16 protein-coding genes are annotated in these 19,786 nt (G+C 62.7%); 5 read left to right on the forward strand and 11 right to left on the reverse strand.

Translation table 11 applies throughout. The features are described 5' to 3' along the window. The first annotated feature begins 17 nt into the window (after nucleotides 1-17). The gene (locus ON753_RS07205; RefSeq protein ID WP_265961888.1) at nucleotides 18-1,046 is read left to right on the forward strand and encodes an asparaginase; all 1,029 of its coding nucleotides are present in this window, start codon (nucleotides 18-20) and stop codon (nucleotides 1,044-1,046) included. An 83-nt stretch (nucleotides 1,047-1,129) separates the two neighbouring features. Further along, nucleotides 1,130-1,927 (forward strand): dimethylarginine dimethylaminohydrolase family protein, encoded by a 798-nt coding sequence (locus ON753_RS07210; protein WP_265961889.1) that lies wholly within the window; start codon nucleotides 1,130-1,132, stop codon nucleotides 1,925-1,927. 94 nt (nucleotides 1,928-2,021) lie between these two features. Here the strand turns inward: ON753_RS07210 and ON753_RS07215 are convergent, their stop codons facing one another. Both ON753_RS07215 and ON753_RS07220 read right to left on the reverse strand, forming a co-directional pair. Beyond that, nucleotides 2,022-3,392 carry a TIGR03808 family TAT-translocated repetitive protein gene (locus tag ON753_RS07215; protein ID WP_265961890.1) on the reverse strand — a complete coding sequence of 457 codons (1,371 nt, stop codon included), beginning with the start codon at nucleotides 3,390-3,392 and terminating at the stop codon, nucleotides 2,022-2,024. Between the two features lie 184 nt (nucleotides 3,393-3,576). Further along, complete coding sequence (locus ON753_RS07220; RefSeq protein WP_265961891.1) at nucleotides 3,577-4,050, reverse strand: YHS domain-containing (seleno)protein; 474 nt, start codon at nucleotides 4,048-4,050, stop codon at nucleotides 3,577-3,579. A 219-nt stretch (nucleotides 4,051-4,269) separates the two neighbouring features. Here ON753_RS07220 and ON753_RS07225 point away from each other — a divergent pair, with 219 nt between their 5' ends. Further along, complete coding sequence (locus tag ON753_RS07225; RefSeq protein ID WP_265961892.1) at nucleotides 4,270-4,854, forward strand: TetR/AcrR family transcriptional regulator; 585 nt, start codon at nucleotides 4,270-4,272, stop codon at nucleotides 4,852-4,854. Between the two features lie 8 nt (nucleotides 4,855-4,862). Here the strand turns inward: ON753_RS07225 and ON753_RS07230 are convergent, their stop codons facing one another. The 9 genes from ON753_RS07230 to ON753_RS07270 all read right to left on the reverse strand — a co-directional run bounded on the left by ON753_RS07230 (nucleotide 4,863) and on the right by ON753_RS07270 (nucleotide 14,991). Continuing rightward, nucleotides 4,863-5,468: a pyroglutamyl-peptidase I gene (locus ON753_RS07230; RefSeq protein WP_265967088.1), complete on the reverse strand. Its 606-nt coding sequence runs from the start codon at nucleotides 5,466-5,468 to the stop codon at nucleotides 4,863-4,865. Further along, nucleotides 5,468-6,463 (reverse strand): methylmalonyl Co-A mutase-associated GTPase MeaB, encoded by a 996-nt coding sequence (gene meaB / locus ON753_RS07235; RefSeq protein WP_265961893.1) that lies wholly within the window; start codon nucleotides 6,461-6,463, stop codon nucleotides 5,468-5,470. The genes ON753_RS07230 and meaB overlap by 1 nt, the downstream gene beginning before the upstream one ends. Before the next feature lie 88 nt (nucleotides 6,464-6,551). Next, a complete protein-coding gene (locus ON753_RS07240; protein WP_265961894.1) occupies nucleotides 6,552-7,139 on the reverse strand; it encodes a DUF1131 family protein in 588 nt (195 codons plus the stop codon). Nucleotides 7,140-7,281: 142 nt separating this feature from the next. Beyond that, entirely contained in the window at nucleotides 7,282-7,863 is a 582-nt protein-coding gene (locus ON753_RS07245) for an LOG family protein (protein WP_265961895.1), read from the reverse strand. 63 nt (nucleotides 7,864-7,926) lie between these two features. Continuing rightward, nucleotides 7,927-9,315, reverse strand: coding sequence for a dipeptidase (locus ON753_RS07250; protein ID WP_265961896.1), 1,389 nt, complete (start codon nucleotides 9,313-9,315; stop codon nucleotides 7,927-7,929). Nucleotides 9,316-9,454: 139 nt separating this feature from the next. Then, a complete protein-coding gene (locus ON753_RS07255; RefSeq protein ID WP_265961897.1) occupies nucleotides 9,455-11,359 on the reverse strand; it encodes a mechanosensitive ion channel family protein in 1,905 nt (634 codons plus the stop codon). 78 nt (nucleotides 11,360-11,437) lie between these two features. After that, nucleotides 11,438-12,373 carry a cation transporter gene (locus tag ON753_RS07260; protein WP_265961898.1) on the reverse strand — a complete coding sequence of 312 codons (936 nt, stop codon included), beginning with the start codon at nucleotides 12,371-12,373 and terminating at the stop codon, nucleotides 11,438-11,440. A gap of 31 nt (nucleotides 12,374-12,404) precedes the next feature. Beyond that, on the reverse strand, nucleotides 12,405-13,964 hold the full coding sequence (locus ON753_RS07265; RefSeq protein WP_265961899.1) for a helicase HerA-like domain-containing protein: 1,560 nt from the start codon (nucleotides 13,962-13,964) through the stop codon (nucleotides 12,405-12,407). Nucleotides 13,965-14,289: 325 nt separating this feature from the next. Next, a complete protein-coding gene (locus tag ON753_RS07270; protein ID WP_265961900.1) occupies nucleotides 14,290-14,991 on the reverse strand; it encodes a helix-turn-helix domain-containing protein in 702 nt (233 codons plus the stop codon). Between the two features lie 613 nt (nucleotides 14,992-15,604). Between ON753_RS07270 and ON753_RS07275 the strand changes: the two genes are divergently transcribed. Together ON753_RS07275 and scpA are read left to right on the forward strand one after the other, a co-directional pair. Further along, the gene (locus ON753_RS07275; RefSeq protein ID WP_265961901.1) at nucleotides 15,605-17,608 is read left to right on the forward strand and encodes a methylmalonyl-CoA mutase family protein; all 2,004 of its coding nucleotides are present in this window, start codon (nucleotides 15,605-15,607) and stop codon (nucleotides 17,606-17,608) included. Next, nucleotides 17,605-19,770, forward strand: a complete 2,166-nt coding sequence (gene scpA / locus ON753_RS07280) for a methylmalonyl-CoA mutase (RefSeq protein ID WP_265961902.1) — start codon at nucleotides 17,605-17,607, stop codon at nucleotides 19,768-19,770. The genes ON753_RS07275 and scpA overlap by 4 nt, the downstream gene beginning before the upstream one ends. The last annotated feature ends 16 nt before the right edge of the window (nucleotides 19,771-19,786 follow it).

Below are 19,786 nucleotides of genomic sequence, written 5' to 3' on the forward strand. Positions count from 1 at the left end.
TGGAAATGAGAAACTCCATGGACAATCCGGCACTTGTGGACGTCACCCGCGGCAATGTGATCGAAAGCCTGCACCGCGGCCGCGTGGCGATTGTCGATACGGACGGCAAGCTTGTCTGCGCCATCGGCGATGTCGACGCGCGCGTGTTTCCGCGCTCCGCGATCAAGGCGTTGCAGGCCCTGCCGCTGGTTGAATCGGGTGCCGCGGATGCCCTGGACCTGAGCGACGCCGAGCTCTCGCTCGCCTGCGCCTCCCATAACGGCGAAGATGTGCATGCCAATTCCGCCCGCGTCATGCTGATGAAGGCGGGCCTTGGCGAAGACGCCCTGGAATGCGGGCCGCAATGGCCGCAACGCATGGAAGACGCGGCCAGGCTGATCATGGCGGACGAGACGCCGTGCGGGCTGCACAACAACTGCTCCGGCAAACATGCGGGCTTCCTCGGCCTTGCCAAGGTCATGGGCGTAAAGACCAAAGGTTATGTGGAGGCCAGCCATCCGGTGCAGCAGGAAGTGCGCCTGGTGATGGAGCAGATGACGGGCGACAAGCTTTCGGAGGATGTCTGCGGTACGGACGGCTGTTCCATTCCCACCTACGCCTCGCCGTTGAAAAGCTTCGCCAGAGCCTTTGCCGCATTCGGCACGGGCGCCGGGCTCGAGCCCTTGCGCGCCGACGCCGCCGAACGGCTCTTCAATGCCTGCATCAACGAGCCGTACATGGTCGCGGGCGCCGATCGTTTCTGCACCAGGGTGATGGAAGGGTTCCGGGGCCGGGTGTTCTTGAAGACCGGCGCCGAGGGCGTCTTTTGCGCCTCCGTGCCGGAGCTTGGATTTGGCATCGCGCTGAAATGCGACGACGGTGCGACCCGTGCGTCCGAAGTCATGATGGCAACGGTGCTTGAAGCGATGCTGGAGTTGAACGATGACGAGACTGTGCTTCTGGACCGGCTCGTCAATCCGCCGATCCTGACACGGCGCGGAGCACAGGCCGGGCAGATCCGGCCGACCGGTGATTTTCTCGCTGCGCTCAAGACCGCGCTGTCGTGACCGGCTGATTGCTGCCCCGATCTCGACCAGAAAATCCGGCCGGGCTCTGGCAGGTCAGCTTTTTCATTCTACTGGAGCTCTGAATGCCACATCGTCCCGGCCTGTCTTTCCGTTTCACCCATGCGATCACCAGAACGCCCGCGGACAGCGTTGCCGACGGCATCCGTGCGGTTGATACTGGCAGCCCGAGCGGCGCCAAATTCCGCGCGGAGCATGAACTCTACGTGAAGGCGCTGGAAACCGCCGGGCTTACGGTCGACGTTCTGCCGCCACTTGAAGACTTTCCGGACAGTTGCTTTGTCGAAGACCCGGCCTTCTGCCTGCCGGAAGGGGCGCTCCAGCTCCGGCCCGGGACGGCGAGCCGCCTGGGGGAGGGTCAGAAGATCCGCGCGGCGCTGGAAAGGCGCTTCGACACGGTCATCGAGCTGCCCGGATCCGGCCATGTCGACGGCGGCGATGTGCTGATGCTGGACGACATCATCCTGATCGGCCTTTCCGCACGCACCGATCGGGAGGGGGCGGATGCCTTCGCCAGGCTGCTCGGCGACTGGGGCTATGAGGCGGCGGTGTGCGAAACGCCGGAGGGCGTGCTGCACTTCAAGACCGCCTGTTCGACGCTCGGCGACGGCGTTATCCTGGCGACCAGAACCATGGCTTCCAGCGGCTTTTTCGGCAGCCGGAAAGTGGTGGTCGTGCCGGAGGGCGAAGACTATGCCGCCAATGTCATCCGCGTGAACGACGTCGTCCTTGTGCCGGAAGGCTACCCGAAGACACTGGCGGCCATTGAGGAGGCCGGATTCGCCGCGGTCGTCGTGCCGACCCATGAGGCGCGCAAGGTCGACGGCGGACTGTCGTGCCTGTCATTGCGGTTTGCGCGCTGAAGGGAAGCCTCGCGACACAAGCCGGAGGCGGCAACTGCGACCTCACGATGAGGATGCATTGCGCTCATCCTCATCTACAGACCAGTGAAACCGCTCAGGCGGTGATCTGGTTGCCCTGGACCGTCAGGTTGGCGAATTCCGACGCGTTGTCGAGCTCGCCCGTTGTTTTTTCCAGCCAGCGGAAGCCGTTGATGGCGCCCGATTTCGCGCCCTGAACGATGTTGTTGGTGATGATGGCCGAGCCGGTGCCTTCCACCACGCTGATCGCGATCCCCGTACCGCAATCCCGAATGACGTTCTGGGAAGCAGCGATGTTGCGCATGTAGGGACCCCAGCCGAGCAGCATGCCGAATCTCGGCGCGCCCTCGATCACATTGCCGGTCAGCGTTGTGTCAGCTTCCGCGGCGATGCCGACGCCGAAACCGGAGACTTCCGGCGGATAGGGGCCCACTTCGGAGATGTTCCGGATCAGGTTGCCCGAGCAGATGGCCATGCGGCCGCCGTCCATGAAATTGGCGATCGAGATCCCGGTGGTTGCGCCGTCGACGATATTGTTCGCGATCACCGCGCCCTGGAAGCCGAATTCCGAATAGATGCCGGTCTCCCCGGATCGCAGGCAGGAATTGCCTGTGATCTGCACATTCGACCCGGTGTTGGAGCGGATGGCGGAAAATGCGCAGTCGGCGACCCGGTTGTTGGAGATCATCACCCCATGGGCACGGAAAACGTTGATGCCGTTGCCGAACTGGCCGGTGCCCCCGTAGCGGGCGCCGATGCGCTCCACGCGGTTGCCCGAGACGATGGTGCCGTCCTCGCCTTCGCGCCAGCGGTGCACCCAGATGCCGCCATTGGCGCAATCGGTGACCGTGTTGCCTGTGATTGCCAGGCCGTCGGCCTCGTTGGAGCGCAGGCCGGCCTCCGCGGCGCCGGAAATCCGGCAGTTCTCCACCCTGCCCGAACAGCGGTCCATGATGAGACCGGATTTCGAGGAACCAGTGATCTCGCAATTGTCGAGCACGACATTGCGCACGCCGATAAAATGCAGCAGGCCTTCAGTGAAATCGCCGATGGAGCGGTTCGCGCCGTCGAAGGTGATGCCGTCGAGACATATATTGCTGACGCCCTCGGCCCGGATCAGCTGTCCGCCGCCGCCCTGGTAGACAAGGCGCGTGCGGCCCGGAACGCCGACGATCAGCGTGCCGGACGGCAGGCGCAGGTTGGCGACCGGATAGGTGCCTGCGGGCAGGAACAGGGCCCGGCCGCGCTCCACGGCCCGGTTAACCGCGTTTTGAAACTGCGCGGTCTGATCGTCGGCGGCATTGGGAAGAAGGCCCAAATCCTCGGAATCGATCGAGCCCCTGAGGTCAGCGACCTGCATCTGGGCCGCTGCGGCTGTCCCGGAAAGGCACAAAGCTGTCCCGGCAAGAAACGCGCGTCGGTTCAGTTTCGAATGTTCACGTGTCATGAGCCTTGCCAATTGCTTCAAAGCGTCCCGGATCGGGAAGCGTTTCGGTTTTCTGTGGTGAAAACAGCAAGAGGCGTGCCGGAGGGTGCGGATCGGTCCAAATGGCGGCGCGCACGAAAAAAACCGGCACGGGCACAAAGGGCCCGGCCGGTTTGTCGATCGATCTCCAGGGGCTTGAGATCGATCAGAGGTCGTTCGGATCGACGTTTTCGAGGTCATCCCATTTGGTATTGGCGGTTTCGATGAAGCCGGGGATGTCCTTGTTCCAGCGTTCCTGGACGGTTTCGGAAAGGTTCAGGTAGAGCTTGCCGTCAACGATCTTCCACAGATCCGGATCGCCATCGACTTTCACACCCATGGCCGTTCCGAAGGCGCAGAAGCCGCCATACTGCGGAAGGTATTTGTCAGGATTGCTCTTGAACAGGTTGCGGCTTTCTTCCGATGCGAACCGGTAGGTGGCGCCGTTGTGCACCTCGGTAATGGCAACGTCACCTTCCCGGGGCGCGCCCGCGGTGAAATAGGAAACCGGATCGACGCCGCGCAGCGCAAGGCCGGTGACCGTGGCATTCACGTCGACACCGGCGCCAAATGCGGAGGAAACAAGGCCGCCGACGACGACAAGGGCGGCGGCGGAGCTGCGGATCATATTTGCAAGCATTTCTAAACACTCCCGGTGCTTGGAATTTCGCGATGGACCTTTCACCGGCAGACAGGCGATTGCGTTGGCCGTGCTTGTTCGGTACCATTTGGTTCCTAACTGCGCACCAAAATGCCTGATGCCGATGTCTGGACAATAAGGTTAGGAACCGATCGGTACAAAACACAAGGGCGTGAGACAAAGGTGACCTGCCTGTGATCACGCTTTTCGGGAGAGACAATGGCCAGACCGCGCGAGTTTGACCCTGACGACGCGATGGAGAAAGCCATGAGCCTGTTCTGGGACCTTGGCTATGAAGAGGCTTCGCTGAGCGAGCTGCTTGCGGCCATGAAGATTACCAAAGGCTCGTTCTACAAGGCCTTCGGCGACAAGCAGTCCGTCTATCTGGCGGCCCTCGACCGCTACAACGACAGGGTCATCAGTCCGACCGTTCGTTTCCTCAACGACAAGGACGTGGGAACGGGCAGGGACCGCATCCTTGCGCTGTTCGCCAGGATCGCAGAGGCTGCCCTGGCCGAAGGCGACCGGATCGGGTGCTTCCTGTGCAACGCACTTGTCGACAAGGCGGCCCAGGGCGGGGAGGCGGAAGCCAAGTTGCAGGCCATGGTGCGGCGGCTGGAGACCGCGTTTTTCGAAGCCCTTGCCGGGGAGAGCCGGCAGGACGAGGCCGCGGCACGGGAAACCGCCAGAGGCATCCTGTCAGCTTATCTGGGTCTGCGCGTTCTGGGGCGGGCGGGGCTGTCTGCCGAAATGGCGGATGATTGTATCCGCCAGGTGGAGCGGCTGCTGGATCGCTGGCGGTAGCGGCCGGTTCACGGCAGCCGCCGTGCGGTTTCCTGAAGCAGGCGGACGGCCGCATCTTCGACAAGATGATATGGGGGCCGGCTGTCGCGCGGGCCCCTGGGGAGCGCAGGCACATGGACAAAAATGCTCGGGATGCCGGAGCCGATGGAGTCCCAGAGCGTCGCGTTGCACAGATAGGTACCGGCATTGTCGGACAGCGCGGCCGGCGCGCGTGCGGCAAGTGCGGCCCGGCACAGCGCCCGTCCCGGCAGTGTCGAGCGCCGTATCCGTTCCCCGCTCGGTGCCAGTTCAGGTCTTTCAGGAGCGCGGCCCATTGCATCCGGACGCACGCGAACGGCGCGATTGATCGCCCGGGTTTCGATATTGAGCGTGCGGCGCGTGCCGTCGACACCGAAATGCACGATCGCGTCCGGCCTGATATCCAGCCGCAGCCTGTCCGTCACGTCACGGCGTCCCGCCCAGGTCGTCGGCAGGACATGAAAGACGAACTCGACACCGCACTGGTGCTTTCCCAGCCGCCTCGGCAATCGGTGCATCAGCCTTTCGGTCGGGTTCACGGGGGCTCCCGGAAACGGCGAGAAGCCCGTCACCAGAATGGTCCTGACGCGGCGCATCACTCGTCGAGCCCCATGAGGGCGGCCACTTCATCCACGGCGAAGGAGACGGCGGTCTCGCCGGCCCGGACGCTTGCCTCGAGCTCCTTCAGACGGTCCGCCGTCTTCCGGTTGGACTTGAGCGCTTCCATCATGCGCTGCTGAAGCATGTCCCACATCCAGGCGACCTGTTGCCGGCTGCGCTTCTCGCTCCATTCACCGCTGGCCTCCATGCGGGTGCGGTACAGGAGGATCTGCTCCCACAGGTGATCCAGGCCTTCGTTGGCGAAACCCGAAACGGTAATCACTGGCGGCGACCAGACCGGGGACTTCGGCGCCAGGATATGCAGCGCGGCGCGGTAGTCCGAGGCAGCCGATTTGGCCCGCGTCACCCCTTCTCCTTCGGCCTTGTTGACCGCGATCATGTCGGCAATTTCCAGAACGCCTTTCTTGATGCCCTGCAAATCGTCGCCGGCGCCCGGCAGCATGAGCACCAGGAAGAAGTCGACCATGTCCGCAACAGCCGTTTCCGACTGGCCGATGCCGACCGTTTCCACAAGGATCACGTCAAATCCGGCCGCTTCGCACAAGAGCATGGTCTCCCGCGTCTTGGCGGCAACGCCGCCGAGCGTGCCGGCGGAGGGCGAGGGTCGGATGAAGGCGTTGGCGTCGACCGCCAGACGTGCCATCCGGGTCTTGTCGCCGAGGATGGAGCCGCCCGTGCGGGTGGAGGATGGATCAACGGCCAGAACCGCCACCTTGTGACCGGCCGCGGTCAGGTTGGTGCCGAGGGTGTCGATCATCGTCGACTTGCCGACGCCCGGCACGCCGGTAATCCCGACCCGCAAGGCGTTGCCGGTCAGCGGCAGCAGATCCTGGATCAACCGATGCGCCAGGCGGCGGTGGTCGGCCTTCCTGGACTCCACCAGCGTGATCGCGCGCGCAAGCGCCGCGCGCTTTCCGGCCTTGAGATCGGCTGCAAGCTGCTCCGGGTCGGGTGATCGTGCCTTCGTCATGGTTCAAGGCTTAAACCAGGAATCACCGAAGGTCACCGTCCCTTTTGGGGGAATGCGGATCGCGGCGCGGGGAGACGCCGATGCAGCCTCAGCCTTTCGGCGTCCAGAGAATGCGTTGAAGCTCGGCGTCGAACAGGTCGTTTTCCGCCGGCAACTGGTCGAACGGTCCCTTGTAGCCTGGAATGGCGTAGACCAGCTCGACGTTGGGATGGCCTTCCGACTTGCAGATCGCCATGCCGCGCCACAGGTTCTTGCCGACGCGGCAATCGCTGCGGGCGGAGCCGACTTCGGAGAAGGTCATGCCGATCCGCTCTCCATTGGGCCCCTGCAGGTGATGGGTCACGCCGTGGACCGTCCGCACCTTGCCGTTCTGGCCCTTGAAAACCTGCAGGACCTGGAAGCCGTCGCTGTTGAAGGCTGCAAGCGCCCATTCGGTATTGTCTTCAACAGCGGTCTGGATGCCGTCGGTGGTGAAACCGGGCAGGGCGGATTCGATCGCCTTGGAAGCGTAAGGGGTCTCGCTGGTGATGCCGCCGACATGGTCCTCGGTGATTTGCACGAGCGTCAGATCGGACGTCCTGGCCAGACGGCCCGACGACTGGAAATCGGCGGTCGGGGAGCAGGCAGCCCCCGTAAAAGCGGCAAGACAGGCGAAGACGATGGCATTCACACGCATAAAAATGTCTCGGGTAGAACCTTGCGGTGCACGATTGCACAGTTGAAGTCTGGTGGATTTACCAACTTAGGCCGGATTTGCAAAGCAGCCAGGCAGGCCCTGTGGACAGTCGGGGAACCTGCCTGGCTAATTCGCCGCCGGGTCAGGTCTCGTCCTTGGTGATCCATTTCGGCGACGACGGCGGGTCATAGGATTTGAACATTCCGATCAGCTCTTCGGCCGTTTCGGCAAACTGGGCCATGTCGCGCATCGCCTTCCTGGTGAAGCCTTCCTGCGCCTGGTGATCCAGAAAGGCGATCAGATGATCGTAATAGCCTTCCACGTTCAGGAAGCCGCACGGCTTCTTGTGATAGCCAAGCTGGCCCCAGGTCCAGATCTCGAAAATCTCCTCAAGCGTGCCGACGCCTCCGGGCAGGGCGATGAAGGCGTCCGAGAGGTCGGCCATCTGGGCCTTGCGCTCATGCATTGAGCCGACGAGGTGCAGCTCGGTGAGGCCCTCGTGGCCGATTTCCTTGTCCTGCAGGGCCCTCGGCAGAACGCCGATGACCTTGCCTCCGGCGGCAAGGGCGGCGTCCGCGACCGTCCCCATCAGGCCGACCCTGGCACCGCCATAGATGAGCCGGTAGCCGCTTTCGGCAATGGTACGGCCGGTTGCCTTTGCCGCTTCGCTGTAAGCTTCAAGAGCGCCGTAGCTGGAACCGCAAAAGACGCAGATGGATTTCATATATGCTCTCCCGGAAACGGCGGGCCGGGACGTTGGCCCGCCCCTCTTTTACTCAGGTATCGGTCAGGATTTCGCCAGCTCGTCAAGCACCCGTGCCCAGGAACGGATGCCCTTGTGGAAGCTGGTCAGATTGTATTTTTCGTTCGGCGAATGGATCTGGTCGTCGTCAAGGCCGAAGCCGATCAGCAGGGAGTCCATGCCCAGCATGCGCTTGAAATCGCCGACGATCGGGATGGATCCGCCCATGCCGATCAGGGCTGCTTCCTTGCCCCACTCGTCCTTGAGCGCCTGCCTTCCTTTTTCAAGGGCGGGCATGGCGAAGTCGAGCCGCAGGGCGGGACTGCCTTCCTTGGCTATGAATTCGACCGTGCAGTCCGCCGGAATTTTCGAGCGGACATAGGCGCGGAAGGCTTCCTGGATCTTGTCCGGGTCCTGGTCGCCGACGAGGCGGAAGGTGAACTTGGCGTGGGCCTCCGCAGGGATCACGGTTTTCGAACCGGCGCCCTGATAGCCACCCCACATGCCGTTCACCTCGACCGTCGGACGGGTCCACAGGTGCTCCAGCGGCTCGCGGCCTTTTTCGCCGCGCGGGTATTTCAGGCCGACGTCGCCCAGGAACTCCTCGATGGAAAACCCGAGCTCCTGCCACATCTCCTTGACGCTTTCCGGCACGTCGATGACGCCGTCATAGAACCCCGGCAGGGTGATCCTGCCGTTTTCGTCGTGGAGCCCGGCAATGATGTTGGCCACGATGTGGTTCGGGTTCTGCGCCGCCCCGCCATAGAGGCCGGAATGCAGATCGCGGTTGGCTGCCCTGACGATGATTTCGTCACCGACCATGCCACGCAGCATGACTGAGATCGCAGGCGTCTCGGCGTTCCACATGCTGGTGTCGCAAACCAGCGCAAGGTCGCAGGAGAGCTCGTCCCTGTTGGCTTCCAGGAAAGGATGGAGGGAAGGTGAACCGGATTCCTCCTCGCCCTCGAACAGGATCGTGACGTCGAGCGGCAGATCTCCCGTTTCCTCGATATACGCGCGCGCGGCTTCCACGAAGGTCATCAGCTGACCCTTGTCGTCGGCAGCCCCGCGGGCAACGATGATCTTGCTGCCGTCCGGCCTGGTCTCGATTACCGGCTCGAATGGGTCGCTTTTCCATAGGTTCAGGGGATCGACGGGCTGGACGTCGTAGTGGCCGTAGAAAAGCACGTGCGGGCCCGCCTTGCCCGACTTGCGGTGGCCGACGACCATCGGATGGCCCTTCGTGTCGCGCACAGATGCCTCGATGCCGATCCCGGTCAGCTCGGCTGCAAGCCATTCGGCGGCTTCCCGGCAAGGGGCGGCAAAGGCGGGATCGGTGGAAATGCTCCTGATCTTGAGAAGGTCGAACAGGCGGTCGAGGCTGGCGTCGAGATTGGCATCAATGCGTGCCAGGACCTTGTCGATGGAACTCATGACGGATCCTTGATTTTGCTGCGGTTTGGATAGGGCCGGACAGACTCAGGCCGTTGGAAGGCTCTAACAGGCCACAACAGGGGCATGAGCGCAAATGGATTATCCGCTCCGGCCCGAACGGCGGAGCCACCACCGCGCTTCACGCTGTCTGCCGATCCTCGCCGGGTAGATCGTCAGCAGGTTGGCGCGCGGGTTCGGTGGGCAGGCCGCCATCCCTCGACAGGTAAACCGTTGAGGAGGGATAGGCGAAGTCGGAGCCGTTGGCCTCGATAATGGCGCGGATATCAAAGAGCATCTCTTCCTGGATTTCCAGGAAGTCCGTGTAGGCGGACGCCACCACATAGGCATAGACTTCGATGGTCACCGCGTAGTCGTCGAAGCCGATCAGGCGCACGCGCAGCGTCTCCGGCAGGATCTTCTGGTGCTGAGCCAGATAGTCATTGATGGCCGACACGATCCGCTTCAGCGCGTCGGGACTGGTTTCATAGCGAAGCCCTAGCCGGTGGCGGAAATGAAACTGGTCCCGCTGGCTGTAGTTGATGATCTTGCGCTTGGCGAGATCCGCATTGGCGATGGTAATGACCGTCCGGTCGAGTGCGCGGATCCGCGTTGACCTGATGCCGATGGATTCGATGGTCCCGGACAGTTCGTCGAACTGGCAGAATTCGCCGACACGGACCATCCCGTCCGCATAGAGAATGATGCCGCCAATGAGGTTCTCGATCGTCGGCTGTGCCGCGAGTGCGATAGCCAGGCCGCCGACACCCAGCCCTGCGATGACCCCGTAAATCGGAATGCCGATCTGCGTTGCCCCGTAGCCGAGGACGACCAGTGCGATGGCGAGCGAAAAGACGCGAAAGGCCGTACGCAGCAGGCTGGCATCCAGGCTCTTCCGGTTCGACCCCGGGCCGCGGATGAACCAGACGTAGAGCAGTTGCAGGAGTTGATAGACTAGCCAGGCGGTTGCCGACCAGATCACCGCGGTCGTGATCGTTCCGAGCATCATCAGCACCTTGCCGGTGATATTGATCTGGTCTTCGCACAGGTAACGGAAGACGGCGGCGCTCAGGATCAGCAGCGCGGGATTGACGATTGCATGGACAATGCGGGTGCGTTCATTGACCGAGACGGCCCGCCACCTGCGCCAGCGAATGTAGTAGCCGATGGTGACCGCGTACGCGGCAAGCAGGGCAAACAGGGCCAGCCACTGCCAGTAGGCCTGGTCCGCAAAATGGAAGTGGAGCCAGTCCGGACCGGCCTTGATGATGTCGTACCAGCGCGGGGCAATGAGATTGCCCGGCGTATAGACATAGTACTCGAACAGATCTTCGCCGCGGTCGCTGCGCAAGGGAAGCACGCGGACAACGGCATAGTCGTCCGGAATCCGGCTGATGGATTCCTTCGAGACAAGGTAGTGTCCTTTCAGTTCTCCGGTTTCCTGACGGAGGATGGTGATGCTTGTGCCGGGCAGGGTCCAGCGTTCGGGCAGTCCCGCTTCAGCACCCGGTGACAGGAAACTGCCGGCGGGCTGGCCCGGGATTTTGGCAAGGTCCGGCTCTGGAATGCGGTCGAGGATCTCCTGAAACTGTAGGGCCGTCTCGATGCCGGCCCTTTCGCGCGAGGTGACGGGGATTTCAGAAAGATCGAACGTCTGGGCCGCCTTTTCCAGGAGAGCCTTGATCAGCACCAGCTGCTTGTGCTGTTCCGGGCTCAGCAAGAGCCGGTTGCTGGCTTCGTAGTCCTGCCGCACGGCACGCCACAGGCTGTTGACCTCGCCCATGATGAACACGAAGCTTTCCAGCGTTGCGCGCGGGCTGGTGGTGTCGGGGGGAGAAATGGGGTTGTCGCGAAGGTAGAACCGGGCCCGTTCGGTCCACGCCTCCCGGTCTTCCTGAGAGGCCGGCGATGCGCCTTGATCCTGCGCGTAGGCCCCGGACGAGCCAAGGAGCAAAACGGTGCAGACCATAGCCTGGACCAGTTTTCCCATCAGCTTCAGGAGCCGTACGTGACCGATCGGCTGAGACCGGTTGCCAGTTGAAAACATGTTGACTCCCATCGAGCTTTGCGACCCTGCAACAATAGCGGGAAGGAGTAACCAGCCTCTTATCGCCAGCAGAGATTGCTATTGCGGGAGTTTTGCTTGCTCTTTGGCGAGGCGGCCGCTGGCGGTGACGATGACTTCGACGCGCGTCGACCCGAGTAACCGGTCAAGACGCTCCGTAAGTTCGTCGCGGTAGGCGTCGATGTCCGCTGCCTCGACCGGAGCCTGCGGATCCAGATAGATCGCGGCATAATGCATGCGCCCGGCCTGCAGCACGGCGGCCCGGTGAAACCTGTAGCCCTTTTCCCGGGCAAGATCGCGGGCGGTGCGGGCGACCTTGGCATAGGTGCCGCCGGGCGCGCTGACGCCGGCGAGATCGGCCAGCGTCGTGCGGAAGGCGGCGAGCGGCTGCCAGATGATCGCCAGGATAAGAAGCAGAACGATGACGGCATCGCCGATCGGCACATAGGGGCCGAGGATGGTGCCTTCCAGGAAGGGCAGGGACAATAGCGCCGCACCTGAGCCGACGCTCAAAGCCCCGTCGATGAGGGCTGCGCGGGCTTCGGTCTTCAGGAGTGCGCTGCGTTTGCCGGTTTTCCGGTAGGCACGGTGATAGTTGACCGCAAGGCTCAGGCAGATGGCAATGATGATGAGCGCATAGACGGCGATCGGACCGAATTTGAGCTCGGGAACCTCACCGCCTGCAAAAAAGGTCCAGATTTTCGAGCCTGAAACGACGGCGGCAAAAACCAGGACGCCAATCAGGATGAGGCTGCGGAAGGTGACGTAGAGTACTTCATCGAAGTCATAGCCCCACGGGCGGCTGCGCGTCGGCGGGAGGCCGACGCGGGTGCCGATGCGGGCAGCGGCAATTGCCGAGATGAAGTTGACCGCAGAATAGAGCCCGTCGACGAGCATTGCATCGGAGCGCGACAGCCATGCCGTCAGAAGACCGGCAAGGGCCATGAACAGATTTGCCCATTTGCCGGTCTTGAGCGCACTGCGCTCGACCTCCAAGTTTGTTTTCGCTTGCGCCGGCATGACAGGATCAGTTGCCGCGTTTGAGGGAGCCAAGTAGGCCGCGCACCAGCGCCCGCCCAAGGGAAGTTCCAAGACTTCTGGCGGCGGACTTGAGTCCGGCTTCCAGGACCGTGTCCCGCTGGCTGCGGCGGCCGGTCCGGCGTTCGATGCTTTCCCGGCGCGGACGGTCGTCCCGTCCGAAATCCGGCAACTGAAAGCCGGACCGGGACCGGCGCGGCTCCGTTTCCTCGCGCGGTCCGGCTGCTTCCTTGTCGCGGCGACGCTGCTCCTGGCGTTGTGTTTCCTCGGCGCGGCCCTTAAGGACCTCGTAGGCGGACAAGCGGTCCTTGAGCCTGTCATAGGCCCCGAAGACCGGACTTGAGTGGATGGCCGTGCGCCGTTCTGCATCCGTTGCGGGGCCCAGCCGGGAACTGGGCGGGCGGATCAGCGTGCGCTGAACGATCGAGGGGATGCCCTTTCCCTCCAGCGTGGAGACCAGGGCCTCGCCGACACCCAGTTCGGTGATAACACGCTCCGTGTCGAGTTCCGGGTTCGGGCGGAACGTCTGGGCGGCGGCGCGGACGGCTTTCTGGTCACGGGGCGTAAAGGCGCGCAAGGCGTGCTGAATGCGATTGCCGAGCTGCGACAGAATGGTTTCCGGCACATCGAGGGGGTTCTGGGTGACGAAATAGACGCCCACTCCCTTGGAGCGGATCAGGCGCACGACCTGTTCGACTTTCGCAATCAGTGCTTTCGGTGCGTCGGTGAAGAGGAGATGCGCCTCGTCGAAAAAGAACACCAGCTTCGGTTTCTCCGGATCGCCGATTTCAGGCAGTTCCTCAAAGAGCTCCGACAGCAGCCAGAGCAGAAACACTGCATAGAGCCTCGGCGACGTCATCAGCTTGTCGGCAGCCAGAATGTTGACGATGCCGCGGCCGTCCGGCGCGCTGCGGATGAAGTCGCGAATGTCGAGCGCAGGCTCGCCGAAAAAGTGTTCGCCACCCTGGCGCTCCAGCACCAGAAGCCGGCGCTGGATCGCGCCGATCGAGGCTTTGGAGACATTGCCGTAGTGCGTGGAGAGTTCGGACGCGCGCTCGGCCACATGGGCAAGCATGGCGCGCAGGTCCTTCAGATCCAGAAGCAGAAGGCCCTCGTCATCCGCCAGCTCGAACAGAACGTTGAGAACACCTTCCTGCGTGTCATTGAGTTCCAGGATCCGGGCCAGCAGCAACGGACCGATTTCGGATACCGTGGTACGGATCGGGTGGCCCTGTTCGCCGAAAAGATCCCAGAAGACCGCAGGCGCCGCCTCGTATCGATAGGTCTTTTCCAGGCCGACATCCCTGGCGCGTTTTTCCAGGAAGTCCCGGGACACGCCTTCGGCGGCAAGGCCTGAAAGGTCACCCTTGATGTCGGCGCAGAAGACCGGGACACCTGCCCTGGAAAACCCTTCGGCGAGGATTTGCAGGGATACCGTTTTGCCTGTACCGGTTGCCCCGGCAATGAGGCCATGGCGGTTGGCCAGTTTGAGGGCCAGGGTTTCATCCCTTGTGCTTGCCCCGATGAAGATGCTGTCGTTTGTCGTCACGTTTTTCCCGAAACCCTTCGAATCCAATAGTTTCGGGCAGACTACCCCAGCCCTGTCAAAAATGCGCGTCCGTGATGTGACGAAAGTTCGATCGGGCCTGCCTTCGGACGGTTCGCTTGCCCGGCCGTGCGAGTGACATCGCTTTTGTCGCCGAGCAAGCAAGAACGGCGGGCTGTTCAGGGAAGCTTGGCTGGCGTCAGTATTGCTGATCGGCCATACCGCCACGCCACGCGCAGCCGGACTGGCGATGCAATCGACATGAGGAGATGAGGCGCACCGGGGGCGCGCCTTTCTCAAGAGCTGTCTACCGGCGGGTCTTTGCGCGTCAGACGCTGATCTGGCCGTAACGCAGAGCTTCCACGACCGTGTGGGTCTTGTTGGAAGCATTCAGTTTGACGCTGGCATTCTGCAGGTGCGCGTGGACGGTCCGCTGGGAGATGTCGAGCACATCCGCGATTTCGCCGGCGGTCTTGCCGAACGCGGTCAGTTCCAGAACCCTGCGCTCACGGGTCGACAGGGCGCCCGGGCGCTGGCCGGAGATGACGCCGAGCTCGCGCAGGCGCGAGAAGGCTGCGGCCGACAGGGCTTCCAGGTTGGAAAGGTCGTACTTGTTGACCTGCAGCGACGGGCCGCTTGCGAACACGAAAGCCTGGAACGGATAGAGCTCGGTCACCGGCACAACCACGATCTGGCTGCCTTCGCCCGCGGAGGCGAGAAGGTCGGAGTGTTCCATATCACCGGCGGTTATCGTCCAGACGCGAGCCCGGTTGGACCCCAGACCCAGCATCAGGGCGCTGTCGTTTGCCGAAAGCGAGGTGCTTTCAATACCGTCATTGCGCTGGTCGGGCCAACGGAACCGCTGAACGAGATTGTCGATCGGCCGGTTGGGCATCGGCATTCCGGTGATGAGGATATGCGTTGCCCCCATGCGCCGGAGATTGGATTCCAGAATGTCGAGGACATGGTGGGCGGCGTTCGCTTCCGAGATCGCTCTCAGTTTGCTTTTCAGTTCTGTTTGATCAAGCATCGTGCACATCCTTCGCGGCCGGTGGGCCGCTATTTGCGGACGCTTCGGCTTTGCCGGTAAGGGTCCGCTGATGGGTTAATCACGTGTCCTGTCGACCTTTTCAGGTGACCTGGACCCGACTGCCGCGCATTTGTTATGAGGGTAGAAATTCCCATGCGTCAGCATGCTTCACGCTACAATACAATTGATGATCGTACCAATAGGGAAAAGTAGCTAATTTGGCTTAATACGCCAAAAATTTGACAGTTTCAGGTTCCGCCGGGCAAAATCTGCGGCCTTTCTACACGGGCGTCGTCATGGGATAATGAAGAACAGCGGGCGGTTTTTGGAAACGAATATTATTTTACTTGTCTAATTAATTTGCATGCCGCCGAACCGGTGCGCGCGGCGGCCAAGACCGGTCGGACAGACAATACGGCGCCGGCCCGTTCGCGCTATAAGGAAGGCTTGGCTTACCCTTTCTGCTGAGTTGCAAAGCTTTGCGGGCTGGGACTAAAACGGGCCTGAGGCGTGGATCAGCCTGTTTTCGCGCGCGCAAGCGAAGACGGAGAAAATAGCTTGATCTCAATGTGTTAGAGCAGAAGTCTCAACAGACTTCAGGGAGAGTGCTGCAATGCCGCTCAGCTTTACCGGACCCGACAGTTTCTATTCCGCCGGCGAAGACGCGTGGTGGGCAGCGGTGGATCAGGCCCTCAAGGGCGCGCCGCGGCAGAAACTGTTCGGCCTGACCGACGACGGTTTGCAGATCGCGCCGCTTTATGCGCGCCGTTCCGATACGCCGGCAAGGGCGCTGCGAACGGCCGAAGAGGGCTGGTCGGTCGTGCAGCGGATCGACATTCCGGATCCGAGCCACGCGAATGCACAGATCCTGGAAGACCTGGAAGGCGGTGCCAGCGGCCTGGAGCTGGTCTTTTCGGATGCACCGACTGCCGGTGACGGCGGCATTCGGGTCGCGGACCTTTCCGGGATGGAGACCCTGTTGCAGGGTGTTAAACCGGACCTCATCGATATTCGCCTCGAAGCAGGGCGCGGCGCTCCGGAAAAGCTCGCCTTGATGCTGGCACTTCTGGAAAAGAGAAAACTCGACCCGGCCTCGGTGAAGATCTCGGCCGGATTTGATCCTTTCGCCCTGATGGCGGAAGAGGGCATGGTGCCGGCCGGCATGGAAGAGACCGGCCGCCTGATCCGCGACATGGTCCAATCCGCCCATGATCTCGGCAGTCTGGCACGCGTGGTCAAGGCAGACGGTCAGCTGTGGCACGACGCCGGGGCAACGCCTGCCCAGGAACTGGCGCTGGTGCTTGCGTCCGGCGCTGCCTATCTGCGTGTTCTCGAGGAAACGAAGCTCCAGCCCGCGGAGTGGGCGGACCGGATTTCCATGAGCGTTGTCGCGAATGCGGACCAGTTCGGTTCCATCGCCAAGGCACGGGCGATCCGGGCCCTTTGGTCTTGCGTTCTGGAAGGTGCCGGGTTGCCGCAGGCGCGCATGGCACTGCATATGAACACGTCGTTCCGGATGCTCACGGCCCGCGATCCATGGGTCAACCTGTTGCGCAACACCGTGGCTGTGTTTGCGGCCGGCATTGGCGGTGCCGATAGCGTCCTGGTCCTGCCGCACACGCTCGGCGTCGGTTTGCCGGACGGCTTCGCGCGCGGGCTTGCGCGCAATACCCAGTCGATCCTGCTGGAGGAGAGCAACCTGGCCAGAGTGATCGATCCGGCCGCGGGTTCCGGAGCGATTGAAGACAGGACTGAAAAACTCTGCTCGGCCGCCTGGGAGCTCTTTCAGGAGATTGAAGCGGCGGGCGGCCTCTTTGGCGCGCTGGGGCAGGGGCTGGTTCAGGAGCGCATCGGCGAGGCCCGGACCGAGCTGGACGGAAAGATCGCGCGCAGAAAGCGGCCCATCACCGGGGTGAGCGAGTTCCCGGACCTGTCGGAAAAGAAAGTCAGCCTGCTGCAGGCCGCAAAAGAGGGCGGGGACGCTCCACACGATGCTCGAGCGTTGGATCTGCCGGAGGCCGGTAGCGGAGAATGGTTTTCGGCTCTGCGTCGACTGGCCCTGGAGGGCCGGCCTTTGCCGGCCTCGAAGCAGCCCTCCGAAAGCCGGACTGTTCCTGCTCTCAAGCGCAAGCGCATGGCAGAGCCTTTCGAGGACCTACGCTCTGCTGCCGACGAATTCGAAAACCGGACCGGGGCTGCGCCCAGGGTCTTTCTTGCCAGCCTCGGTGCGCTGGCGCAGTTCACGGCGCGGGCGACATGGACGGCAAACGCCTTTGCCGCGGGGGACATACACCCCGTGGGGCCGGCGGTTTACGGGTCCCTCGACGAGTTGGTCGCCGCGTTCAAGGAGAGCGGCGCTTCGCTCGCCTGTCTGGTGTCCTCCGACGAAGTTTACGAGCGCGAAGCAGAAGCGGCCGCGCGGGCACTCAAGCAGGCAGGCGCGGTTTCTCTTTATCTTGCCGGGAAGCCGGGAGCGCGCGAGACAAGTTATACTGCGGCCGGTATCGACACGTTCCTTTATGCCGGCTGCGATCTGCTCGCGCTCCTGCGTGAGGCGCATGCGCTGCTGGAGCGGGCGCGCGACGGCGGACAGTCAGACCTGGAGATCCAGAAATGAGCAGGATCCCGAACTATTCCGATAAGCCGTTCCGCAACGTTCTGAAGGCGGCGGAGGCCGGCGAGCGGCAAAACTGGGAAACCCCGGAGGGCATCGAGGTGCCGCCGGTCTACACGGCAGAAGACCTCGACGGGTTGAAGCATGTCGACACCTGGCCGGGCCTGCCGCCGTTCCTGCGCGGCCCCTATCCGACCATGTATGTCCAGCAGCCATGGACGGTCCGCCAGTATGCCGGGTTTTCGACGGCCGAGGATTCCAACGCATTCTACCGGCGCAACCTTGCCGCCGGGCAGAAGGGCCTGTCGGTCGCCTTCGACCTTGCGACCCACCGGGGCTATGACAGCGACCATCCGCGCGTTTCGGGCGACGTCGGCATGGCGGGCGTGGCCATCGATTCCATCTATGACATGCGCACGCTGTTTTCCGGCATTCCGCTCGACAAGATGAGCGTTTCCATGACCATGAACGGGGCCGTGCTGCCCGTTCTGGCGCTCTATATCGTTGCTGCGGAAGAGCAGGGCGTTGCCCAGAAGGATCTTTCGGGCACCATTCAGAACGATATTCTGAAGGAGTTCATGGTCCGCAATACCTATATCTATCCGCCCAGGCATTCCATGCGGATCATCTCGGATATCTTCGAATATACGTCCGGGAACATGCCGCGCTTCAACTCGATCTCCATTTCCGGCTATCACATGCAGGAGGCCGGGGCGACGGCGGACCTGGAACTGGCCTATACGATTGCCGACGGCATCGAATATGCCCGCGCCGGGGTGGCGGCCGGGATGGATATCGACAAGTTCGCCCCGCGGCTTTCCTTTTTCTGGGCGATCGGCATGAACTTCTTCATGGAAGTCGCCAAGCTCAGGGCCGCGCGCCTTATCTGGGCGACGCTGATGGAAGAAAACTTCCAGCCGAAGAACCCGAAGTCGCTCTCCCTGCGCACCCATTCGCAGACCTCCGGCTGGTCGCTGACGGCACAGGACGCCTTCAACAACGTGATGCGGACCTGCGTGGAGGCGATGGCGGCAACACAAGGGCATACCCAGTCCCTGCACACCAATGCGCTGGACGAGGCGCTGGCCCTGCCGACGGACTTTTCCGCGCGCATCGCCCGCAACACCCAATTGTTCCTGCAGCAGGAAAGCGGCACGACCCAGGTGATCGACCCCTGGGGCGGGTCCTACTACGTCGAGAAACTGACAGCCGATCTTGCGGAAAAGGCGATGGCGCATATCCGCGAGGTGGAACAACTCGGCGGCATGGCCAAGGCCATCGAGAAGGGTATTCCCAAGCTCAGGATCGAGGAAGCCGCCGCCAAGACGCAGGCACGGATCGACGGCGGCGCCCAGACCGTGGTGGGCGTGAACAAGTACAAGCCGAGCAGCGAGCAGTCCATTGACGTCCTGAAAGTGGACAATGCCCAGGTGCGTGGTGCCCAGGTCGACAAGCTGAAGCGCCTGCGCGCGGAGCGCAATGACGCGGAAACCCGGGCGGCTCTCGATGCATTGACCCGATGTGCCGAGACGGGCGAAGGCAACCTCCTGGATCTTTCGGTGAAAGCGGCACGTGCCATGGCGACCGTCGGTGAGATATCATTGGCGATGGAAAAGGTCTTCGACCGGCACAAAGCGGAGATCAAGTCGATATCGGGCGTCTACAAACGGGAGGCGGGGGCCATGTCCGGCGCCATCGAGAAAGTCCAGAAACTGGTCGAAGCCTTCGAGGAAAACGACGGTCGGAGGCCGCGCATTCTTGTCGCCAAGATGGGGCAGGACGGGCATGACCGTGGCCAGAAGGTGATCGCCTCCGCCTTTGCCGATCTCGGCTTCGACGTCGACATCGGCCCGTTGTTCCAGACGCCCGAAGAAGCCGCGCGCCAGGCGGTGGAAAACGATGTCCACGTGGTCGGCGTTTCCTCGCTGGCCGCCGGTCACCTGACGCTGGTTCCGGCTCTGAAGAAGGCGCTGGCGGACGAGGGCCGGGAGGACATCATGATTGTCGTCGGCGGTGTCGTGCCGCCGCAGGACTATGACGAGCTCCATAAATCCGGCGCGGCCGCGATCTTCCCGCCCGGAACCGTGATCGCGGAAGCGGCCGTCGACCTGATCCGCAAGCTGAACGAACAACTCGGTTACGGCCCGGCCGAGGCGGCGGAGTAACGGCAAGCAAGACAGT

Source organism: Roseibium salinum (genome assembly GCF_026240905.1).
Taxonomy (GTDB): domain Bacteria; phylum Pseudomonadota; class Alphaproteobacteria; order Rhizobiales; family Stappiaceae; genus Roseibium; species Roseibium salinum.